Source organism: Bradyrhizobium sp. MI1.11 (genome assembly GCF_055811255.1).
Genome location: NZ_JBVVPM010000009.1, coordinates 222035 through 230199 on the forward strand (window position 1 = coordinate 222035; position 8165 = coordinate 230199).

The 8165-nt window shown below is 61.9% G+C and carries 10 protein-coding genes and 1 pseudogene; 7 read left to right on the forward strand and 4 right to left on the reverse strand.

What is annotated here, in order from left to right:
• Window positions 1-48: 48 nt before the first annotated feature.
• Both AC0L30_RS12590 and AC0L30_RS12595 read right to left on the reverse strand, forming a co-directional pair.
• Window positions 49-261, reverse strand: a complete 213-nt coding sequence (locus tag AC0L30_RS12590) for an SDR family oxidoreductase (RefSeq protein WP_473404391.1) — start codon at window positions 259-261, stop codon at window positions 49-51.
• Window positions 231-884 carry an SDR family NAD(P)-dependent oxidoreductase gene (locus AC0L30_RS12595; RefSeq protein ID WP_473404381.1) on the reverse strand — a complete coding sequence of 218 codons (654 nt, stop codon included), beginning with the start codon at window positions 882-884 and terminating at the stop codon, window positions 231-233. The genes AC0L30_RS12590 and AC0L30_RS12595 overlap by 31 nt, the downstream gene beginning before the upstream one ends.
• Window positions 885-898: 14 nt before the next feature.
• On the opposite strand from AC0L30_RS12595, the gene AC0L30_RS12600 reads away from it, so the two are divergent.
• The 3 genes from AC0L30_RS12600 (at window position 899) to AC0L30_RS12610 (ending at window position 3385) form a co-directional block, all read left to right on the forward strand.
• Window positions 899-1339, forward strand: a complete 441-nt coding sequence (locus tag AC0L30_RS12600; protein ID WP_473404382.1) for a winged helix-turn-helix transcriptional regulator — start codon at window positions 899-901, stop codon at window positions 1337-1339.
• A gap of 206 nt (window positions 1340-1545) precedes the next feature.
• The gene (locus AC0L30_RS12605) at window positions 1546-2538 is read left to right on the forward strand and encodes an NADP-dependent oxidoreductase (protein ID WP_473404383.1); all 993 of its coding nucleotides are present in this window, start codon (window positions 1546-1548) and stop codon (window positions 2536-2538) included.
• Between the two features lie 43 nt (window positions 2539-2581).
• Window positions 2582-3385, forward strand: a complete 804-nt coding sequence (locus tag AC0L30_RS12610) for an enoyl-CoA hydratase/isomerase family protein (protein ID WP_473404384.1) — start codon at window positions 2582-2584, stop codon at window positions 3383-3385.
• A 250-nt stretch (window positions 3386-3635) separates the two neighbouring features.
• Here AC0L30_RS12610 and AC0L30_RS12615 read toward each other — a convergent pair whose 3' ends face one another.
• The gene (locus AC0L30_RS12615; protein WP_473404385.1) at window positions 3636-4505 is read right to left on the reverse strand and encodes an SDR family NAD(P)-dependent oxidoreductase; all 870 of its coding nucleotides are present in this window, start codon (window positions 4503-4505) and stop codon (window positions 3636-3638) included.
• Between the two features lie 59 nt (window positions 4506-4564).
• Window positions 4565-4990 carry an Rrf2 family transcriptional regulator gene (locus AC0L30_RS12620; protein WP_473404386.1) on the reverse strand — a complete coding sequence of 142 codons (426 nt, stop codon included), beginning with the start codon at window positions 4988-4990 and terminating at the stop codon, window positions 4565-4567.
• Window positions 4991-5020: 30 nt separating this feature from the next.
• On the opposite strand from AC0L30_RS12620, the gene AC0L30_RS12625 reads away from it, so the two are divergent.
• The 4 genes and pseudogenes from AC0L30_RS12625 to AC0L30_RS12640 all read left to right on the forward strand — a co-directional run.
• Window positions 5021-6085, forward strand: a complete 1065-nt coding sequence (locus AC0L30_RS12625; protein ID WP_473404387.1) for an NAD(P)H-dependent flavin oxidoreductase — start codon at window positions 5021-5023, stop codon at window positions 6083-6085.
• A gap of 43 nt (window positions 6086-6128) precedes the next feature.
• Window positions 6129-6671 (forward strand): 2Fe-2S iron-sulfur cluster-binding protein, encoded by a 543-nt coding sequence (locus tag AC0L30_RS12630; protein WP_473404388.1) that lies wholly within the window; start codon window positions 6129-6131, stop codon window positions 6669-6671.
• Window positions 6668-7654, forward strand: a complete 987-nt coding sequence (locus tag AC0L30_RS12635) for an FAD binding domain-containing protein (RefSeq protein WP_473404389.1) — start codon at window positions 6668-6670, stop codon at window positions 7652-7654. Before AC0L30_RS12630 ends, AC0L30_RS12635 begins: the two co-directional genes overlap by 4 nt.
• A pseudogene (locus AC0L30_RS12640) lies at window positions 7651-8165 on the forward strand (hypothetical protein); the annotation flags it as partial. The gene AC0L30_RS12635 and the pseudogene AC0L30_RS12640, both read left to right, overlap by 4 nt.

Genomic DNA, 8165 nt, shown 5'->3' on the forward strand with positions numbered 1-8165 from the left:
GCCGACCCGAGCTGCGCGCGTTACCGAGACGCTGACGCTGGTGATCCCCTAGCCCGATATCACTGAAGTCAGGCCGCCATCGACGGCAAGGATCTGTCCGGTGATGTGCTTGCCGGCGTCGCTGACGAAGAGAACAGCGGCGCCCTTCAGATCATCCTCATCGCCGATGCGACGCAGCCGCGCACCGGCGGCCAGCTTTTCGACACCGACGGCCTCGATCGCGCCCTTCGTCATTGTCGACCGGAAAAAACCTGGCGCCAGAGCATTGGCCGTAGTTCCGTAGCGGCCCCAACTCCCCGCGAGACCCCACGTGAAATTGACACGGCACCCTTGCTCGCATTGTAAGCAATCATCTGCATATCCCCGGAACTTCCGAACAGGCCTGCGATCGACGCAAGGTTGAGGATACGGCCGTATTTTCTCGGAATCATCGAGTGCTTCGCCACCTGCTGGCTGAGCAGAAACAGCGAGCGGACATTCAGATTCATCATTCGATCGGGTGATCCTCGGTTGGTGCGCCCCAGGTTGCACCTGCGTTGTTCACCAGAATGTCGACCCGTCCGAGCTTCTTGATCGTTTCGTCTGCGAGCCGCTTGACATCGTTGTCCTTGGCATTTTCCGCTGCGATCCAGCTCGCCCTTGACGCCGGGGCCGGCAAGATGCACCTGGGCCTTTTCCAGATCCGGTGCCTTGCGAGAGGAAATCACGACCCGCGCCCCCTGCTCACCGAGTTCGGATCGCCACATCTTCGCGGGCACCCTCTCTGGGAAGAGACGGCGCCAGGAGTTTGTGGCAACCTTGTCGGTTGTCGCATCGGCTTTAATTCCTGTCCAGGCGACACCGGCGAGAAGGAGATCAGTCCATGCAGCGGAAAAGTTGGGCATCGTACGAGTGTCCCATGGCCCGCTCCGTTGACGTCATCGGCGACTGGGGCAGTTTGATGATCCTGCGTCAGGCCTTTGGCGGCACGACCCGATTCGACGATTTCCAGAAGGAGCTGGAGATCTCGCGGAACCTGCTGACCGCGCGACTGAAGAAACTTGTCGCCTGTGGCATTCTCGAACGCCGGCCGATCGCCGAGGAAGCGCGGCGGCACGAGTACGTTCTGACTGAAATGGGCAAGGATCTCTTTGCGACTGTCATCGCACTCCGCCAATGGGGCGACCGATGGCTGTTCCGGCCCGATCCGCCCCCTATTAGAATGCTTGACGGCGTCGACGGCAGCGAACTGGAGCCGATAAAGGTCCGCTCCTCCCGTGGGCGAGAGATCACGCTTGCCGATATTCGCTTGCGCCGGCGCGCCGCGGCCAAGCCGAAGGCTCGGGCCGGCAACCTCTAGAGCTTTTTCGGTTCTGATTGAATCAGAACCGAAGCTCTAGAGTCTTGTTTTGACGCGTCTTCTTCACGCGAACAGGCATCCACTTCGCTCGAAAACGCTCCAATTCACGCCGGCGCCGTGACGGGGCTTGCCAACGTTCATTCATGCGCGTAAAAGTTCAATAATGAGACTAACGGGTCAGACGACCTAGCGCGAGGAGAATGAAAATGCGGGCAGCGTACATCACCGGCTACGGCGACAATTCCGTGGTCACCTGCGGGGAGGTGAGCGACCCCGTCCCGGGCGCCGACGAGGCGCTAATCGAGGTCCGGGCCGCCGGTGCGAATCCCGTCGAGGTCGCGATGCGCCAGGGTCTGTTCCATGCCGCCTTTCCATTCACCTTTCCGCAGGTGTTGGGCTATGACGTCGCGGGCGTTGTTGTCTCCGCGCCCTCGGGCGGAGCGTTCAAGGCAGGTGACGAGATTTACGCCCGCCTGCCCAACCGGCGTCCCGGCGCCTATGCCGAGCGCGCAGCCGTTCCACTCAGTCTCCTAGCCCACAAGCCGCGCACCCTTTCCTTCGAGGAGGCGGCGAGCCTGCCGACGGTCGCCTTGACCACCTGGCAGGCATTTGTGGAGCGCGCGCGGCTCAAGGCCGGCGAAAGGATCTTGATCCAGGCGGGGGCGGGCGGCGTTGGCGCCTTCGCCATCCAGCTCGCCAAGCACCTGGGGGCCTACGTCGTTGCGACGGGCGGACCGAACAGCCAGACGTTCATGGCTGGGCTCGGAGCGGACCGCACGATCGACTACACGACCGAAAGCTTCGAGGCTGCCGGCCCGTTCGACGTTGTCTATGACGGTGTGTGCGGTCCGCTGATCGAGCGTGGCATCGACACGCTGCGCGAAGGCGGCCGCTATGTCGGCCTCGTGCGCACCGCCGACGCCCAAAGCTATCGCGAAATCGGCTTCCCGCCTGCCGTGGCCGAGCAAGCTTCGGCGGCTGTTCGACCGTTCATCGCACGTGCCGCCACCCGCAAGGCGGAGTTCCACGGCCCCCTCACCCGGCCGGACGGCGCTCAACTGGCGGAGATCGCAGCCCTGATCGACACCGGCGCCATCCGCGCCTCCGTGAGCGCGGCCTATGGCCTCGATCAGCTCGCTGCCGCCTACGAGATTCTAGCCGGCGGACATACGCGCGGGAAGCTCGTCGTCGTCCCCTGAGGCAACGTTCAGGCTCATTCAAGTTCACGGAACGGAGGCAACCATGAGCGACATCCCCACCAGGATCAGCGTCGACAAGTCCACGCCGGGGTATTGGCGCGTGACCTTCAACAACCCGCCGATCAACGCGATCGACGATCGGACCTACGACGAGTTCTACGACCTGGTGGAGGAGATCGAGGCGGACGATGCGCTGAAGGTCGTGACGTTCGAGAGCGCCAACCGGGACTTCTTCATCGCTCACTACAGCACGGCCGAGCCCCGCAGCCGGTTCCGCGCGCCACGCTGGATCGAACCGGCCACCAAGTTGGCTAAGAGTAACGTCCTCAGCATTGCAGTGATCCGCGGCCGGGCGCGCGGCGGTGGAAGCGAGTTTACCCTGGCCTGCGACATTCGCTTCGCCAGCAAGGAAAAAGCAATCTTTGGCCAGCCAGAGGTCGGATGCGGCCTCATCCCAGGCGGCGGGGCGCTTCAACGCCTGCCGATCCTGGTGGGCCGCTCTCGCGCCATGGAGATCATCCTCGGGAGCGACGACTTCGATGCCGAGACCGCCGAACGATACGGCTGGATCAACCGCGCCATCCCCGAAGCTCAGCTTGATGAGTTCGTCGCGAATTTCGTGCGGCGCATCCTGTCGTTCGACAAACAGGCGCTGAGCACCTGCAAAGTGACAATCAACCAGCACGGGCTGCCGGACCCCGCTCAGCTGCAGGCGACGCAGGACACCTTCTTCACGACGTTCCGCTGGCCAGGCGCAGCAGAGCGCATGCCGAAGCTGCGCGCGCGAGGCATTGGAGCCGCTGGCGACTTTGAGCTGAACCTCGGCCGCGAAGTTGGGAATCTCTAGGCGACATGGCTGATCTTCCCGGAGCCACTCGAGGCGCCTGTCTTGTGGTGGGCGCGAGACTCGGCATCGGGGCCGCCTTCACGCGCGCCTTGCCATGCCGACGAACGGCCGTGAAACACACCAACTTGCTGAGCCAGGGCCGCACGCCCGGTTGTCCATTCTTTCGCGCGCGATTGGGATTGCGCGGCTGCGACTGGCCGCGGCTCAGGAGCGAAGAGAGCTGACAGGCGCGAGGCGCCCCGAGCGGAGATCAGCGTGGACGATGCTGCTGCATGAGCTTGCCAAATTTCCGCAGACCCATCGCGTCGGCAGTGGACGGCGATATGGCGTTCGCGATCGTAAGCATTTTGAGCGTCCCGCCGCCCATGACGTGGACTTGACGACGTTTGCGGATGGTGGCGAGGATCTCGCGCGCGACCTGGTCGGGTTCGCAGAGGTCGACGCCCAGCTTGCTCCACATGTCGAAGAAAGGCGACTCGGCCTCGGTGTTGGAGGGAACAGGCCCGAAGAAGGAAAGCATTACGTTGGTCCCGGCAAGCTCGCGGTTGGCGCTTTGCACATAGCTCGCCAGCGCGCCGCGGCTCGCGGCATAGGAGCTCATAAACGGCAGCGCCACCCTGCCGTCCATGGCACCGCCGACGTGGACAACCACTGCGTTACCGGCTTGCTTGCGCAGTCCAGGCAAGAAGGCCCGGGTCACGAACATCGGCCCCTTGACGTTGATCGCGAACAGATCGTCGATGTCGGCCAAAGTGTATTCCTCAATGGCTTTGCGCGGCGAGATGCCCGCGAGGTTCACCACCGCATCGATCCGGCCGAGGTGCTCGTAGGCTGCCGCCGCCAGCTTCTCGAGGCTCGCCGGATCGGTGACGTCCGCGCGCAGGTAAATCGCCGAACCGTCATTCCGGCCGGTCAGTGCGGCGGCGTCGTGCTCTCGCCGCGCAGCGAGCACCAACCGGAAGCCCTCGGCCGCGAGGAGCCTGGCCAGCGCGTGACCAAGTCCTCCGGTCACCCCGATGAGAACGGCGGTGGGCGCATTCTTGCCCTGCTTTGAAGCGGCGGGTCCGGTTCCGGTGGCGCCACCGGTAATCACGGGGGACTTTCCGTCCAGTTGCGTCATCTCGTGTTCCTTTCGACCGGTATTGGTTACTATGAAAGTATCTATTACGGGCAAAAAAACTACCCGGACGCGGCTCTGATTTTGGACACCACATCCGCCAACGTCGTCTGTCGCAGATCCCTACGGACGGCCTCCTGAGTGCCAATCAGCACGTCGCTCATGATTTCCTTGATGTTACAGCTCACGACACACTCCTTCCTTTTGGGATAGGTATGGATGGCAAAAGCATCTGGAGGATTTACCGCAGAGTAGATGTCCAAGAGCGTAATACTTTTTGGGCTTCGTGCCAGGCCATAACCGCCCGACTTACCAACAGTCGTCTTAGCCAGCTTCGCCTTCGAGAGTTTAACGAGGATTCTTTTAACGAAAACCGGATTCGCATTCACGCTGCCCGCGAGAACTTCCGATGCGAAAATTCCGTCGTGATGTGCGATTGCCGCCATCACGTGGACGGCAATCGAAAATTGAGTATTTACTGAAGCCATTTTCGGATACTATATTAGTATCCATATTTGATGCAAGAGCAAAATGCACAAGTTCGTTGTACTCGCCACGTCTTTCCAAATCTGGAGAAGAGAATGAGAACGGCAATTACCGAATTGTTTGGCATCGAACACCCGATTATCCAGGGTGGCATGCACTTCGTGGGCCTTGCCGAGCTTGCTTCTGCAGTCTCGAACGCCGGAGCTTTGGGACTTATTACTGCGCTCACACAGAAGACACCAGAGATGTTGGCGAAGGAGATCGATCACTGTCGGCAGATGACGGATAAACCCTTTGGTGTAAACCTGACCATTACGCCGTCCTTCTCCAGATGGCCCTATGATGAGTTCGTTGCGGCCATCATAGAGAGTGGAGTCAAAGTAGTAGAAACGGCAGGCCGTAGCCCGGCCACGTACCTTCCGAAGTTTAAGAAGGCCGGCATCAAGGTTCTCCACAAAGCGGCTTCGATTCGTCACGCGCTAAGTGCTCAGAAAATCGGTGTCGATGCCGTGAGCATCAATGGCTTTGAGTGCGGCGGACATCCCGGCGAGGATGATATAACGAACATGATCCTTCTGCCGCGGGCCTCAGAGGAAATTCAAATTCCATTCGTTGCGTCTGGGGGCATGGCCGACGCGCGAAGCCTTGTTGCAGCTTTAGCACTTGGGGCATCCGGCATCCATATGGGCACGCGATTCATCGCGACAAAAGAGGCGCCGGTTCATGACAACGTCAAGCAGGCGCTTGTTGCCGCGAGCGAGCTGGACACCAGACTGGTGCTGCGCACGCTCAAAAACACCGAACGGGTAATGAAGAACAACGGAGTCGACCGACTCATTGAGATCGAGCACGCAAAAGGTGTCGACCTCAAAGTCGAAGATGTTATGGAGCAGATCGCAGGAATTTATCCGAAGGTCATGATAAATGGCGACATGAACGCAGGCGCGTGGAGTTGCGGGATGGTTGTTGGTCTTATTCACGACGTGCCGACGGTAAAGGAATTGATTGATCGCATCATGGGCGAAACCGAAACGCTAATCCGAGATCGGTTGATCGGCCTGCTCGAAGGCAGCAAGCCGTCCAGAAAAGCCGCTTGAAGAATCAATTGTAGAGCGACGGTAGCCAGAAGGAGGCCGGATTATGCCCATCGAAGTGAATGGCTCAATCGTGTCCGTTCCGGACGATCCACGCACCTCGCTGCTCGACCTGCTACGTGAGCATCTGAATCTCACGGGCACCAAGGTAGGTTGCAATCAGGGCGCTTGCGGCGCCTGTACGGTCTTGGTCGATGGCGAGCGGATCATCTCGTGCTTGGCGCTGGCGGCGCAATATAACGGCCGCGCGATTACGACTGTCGAAGGTTTGGCCGAGGGCGAGAGCTTGCACCCGCTGCAGGCGGCCTTCATCGAGCATGACGGCTTCCAGTGCGGCTACTGCACGCCGGGGCAGATCTGCTCCGCCATCGGCATGGCGAGCGAGATCGCACGGGGCATCCCGAGCCATGTGACCGAAGACCTTGCCGCCGAGACCATCACCATCAGCCGCATCGAACTCCAGGAGCGGATGAGCGGGAATCTGTGTCGCTGCGGCGCGCACAACGGCATCATCGACGCGATCAGCGAAGTCTACGGGAGCGCCTGCGGCGCGCCGGACGTCGCGCTCATTGAGGAATCTGCGCAATGAACCCATTCAGCTATTCGCGTGCGGCAGATGCGTGGCAGGCGCTCGCACTGGCGTCCACGCCGGGCGCCAAGTTCCTGGGCGGTGGCACCAACCTCGTCGATCTCATGCGCGAGACGATCGAGCGGCCAACGGCGCTGGTCGACGTGACCGGCTTGGCCGATACCATCGAGGAGCGCGAGGACGGTGGCCTGTTGATCGGCGCAGGCGTGAGGAACAGCGCGCTCGCCGCTCACCCCGTAGTGCGCACCCGCTACCCTGTGCTTTCCCGAGCGATCCTGGCGGGCGCCAGCGCGCAGATCCGCAACATGGCGACGGTGGGCGGAAATCTGCTCCAGCGCACGAGATGCACCTATTTCTACGACAATGAAGGTTCGCGCTGCAATAAGCGTGCGCCTGGCGAGGGCTGCGATGCAATCGGTGGCTTCAACCGCATCCATGCCATTTTGGGTTCATCAGACGCGTGCGTGGCGACACATGCGTCCGACATGTGCGTGGCGCTCGCCGCGTTGGACGCGGTGGTCCACATCACCGGCGCGGGCGGAGCCCGCAGCGTAGCACTGAGCGACTTCCATTGCCTGCCCGGCGTCCGACCAGACATCGAGACGGTGCTCGAGCATGGCGACCTGATCACGGCGGTCGAGCTGCCGGCATTGTCGATCGCGGCACATTCCAGCTACCGCAAGGTACGCGACCGGGCCAGCTACGCCTTCGCGTTGGTGTCGGTGGCGGCGGCGCTACAGATCGATGGTGGCGTGGTCAAGGACGTGCGGCTCGCGCTTGGCGGAGTGGCGCACAAGCCGTGGCGCGCGGCCAAGGCGGAGGCGCTGCTGAAAGGCGGCCCGGCAAATGCGACGGCATTCCGCGCGGCTGCGGACGCAGAGCTGGCCGATGCCAAGCCGCTTGACCACAATGGATTCAAGATTGAGCTGGCGGCGCGGACGATCACCGCCGTGCTTTCGGAATTGGCAGGAGCGGAAGCATGAGCAACATTCTCGAGGACGCCAAGAACGCTGTGCAGGGCGTTGTGCAAATGGCGATGATGAAGGCGGTTCAGCTCGCGCCGGACAGCTTCATTCCCGGCGGCCGGCCCGATCCCCTGATCCGCGAGCAGCACGGCAATGTCGGCAAGCCTCTCTCGCGGCTCGACGGTCCGCTCAAGGTGCGCGGCGCGGCCCCGTTCGCGGCCGAGTTCCCGCTCGACGGGATGCTTTACGCATCGGTCGCGTTCAGCAGCGTGGTCAAGGGTCGCATCAGCCGGATCGATGCGGCGGCAACCGAAGCTGCGCCCGGCGTGACGCTCGTGATGACGCACCTCAACGCGCCGAAGATGGCCGTTGTCCCGCTGATCAAGACCCAGCCGAAGGCGGCGGGCAACATCGACCTGCCGATCATGCAGGACGACCGCGTGCACTGGAGCGGCGGATTCAAACGGTCGTCGCAACACCAGGAGTTTGGAGGTTGCGATGAACGTTGTAAGGCGCAGATCGGCGCGGT

Coding starts and splice junctions, on each gene's coding strand:
- AC0L30_RS12595 (WP_473404381.1), bottom strand. CDS start 884: ATGCCCAACTTTTCCGCTGCATGGACTGATCTCCTTCTCGCCGGTGTC.
- AC0L30_RS12600 (WP_473404382.1), top strand. CDS start 899: ATGGCCCGCTCCGTTGACGTCATCGGCGACTGGGGCAGTTTGATGATC.
- AC0L30_RS12605 (WP_473404383.1), top strand. CDS start 1,546: ATGCGGGCAGCGTACATCACCGGCTACGGCGACAATTCCGTGGTCACC.
- AC0L30_RS12610 (WP_473404384.1), top strand. CDS start 2,582: ATGAGCGACATCCCCACCAGGATCAGCGTCGACAAGTCCACGCCGGGG.
- AC0L30_RS12615 (WP_473404385.1), bottom strand. CDS start 4,505: ATGACGCAACTGGACGGAAAGTCCCCCGTGATTACCGGTGGCGCCACC.
- AC0L30_RS12620 (WP_473404386.1), bottom strand. CDS start 4,990: ATGGCTTCAGTAAATACTCAATTTTCGATTGCCGTCCACGTGATGGCG.
- AC0L30_RS12625 (WP_473404387.1), top strand. CDS start 5,021: ATGCAAGAGCAAAATGCACAAGTTCGTTGTACTCGCCACGTCTTTCCA.
- AC0L30_RS12630 (WP_473404388.1), top strand. CDS start 6,129: ATGCCCATCGAAGTGAATGGCTCAATCGTGTCCGTTCCGGACGATCCA.
- AC0L30_RS12635 (WP_473404389.1), top strand. CDS start 6,668: ATGAACCCATTCAGCTATTCGCGTGCGGCAGATGCGTGGCAGGCGCTC.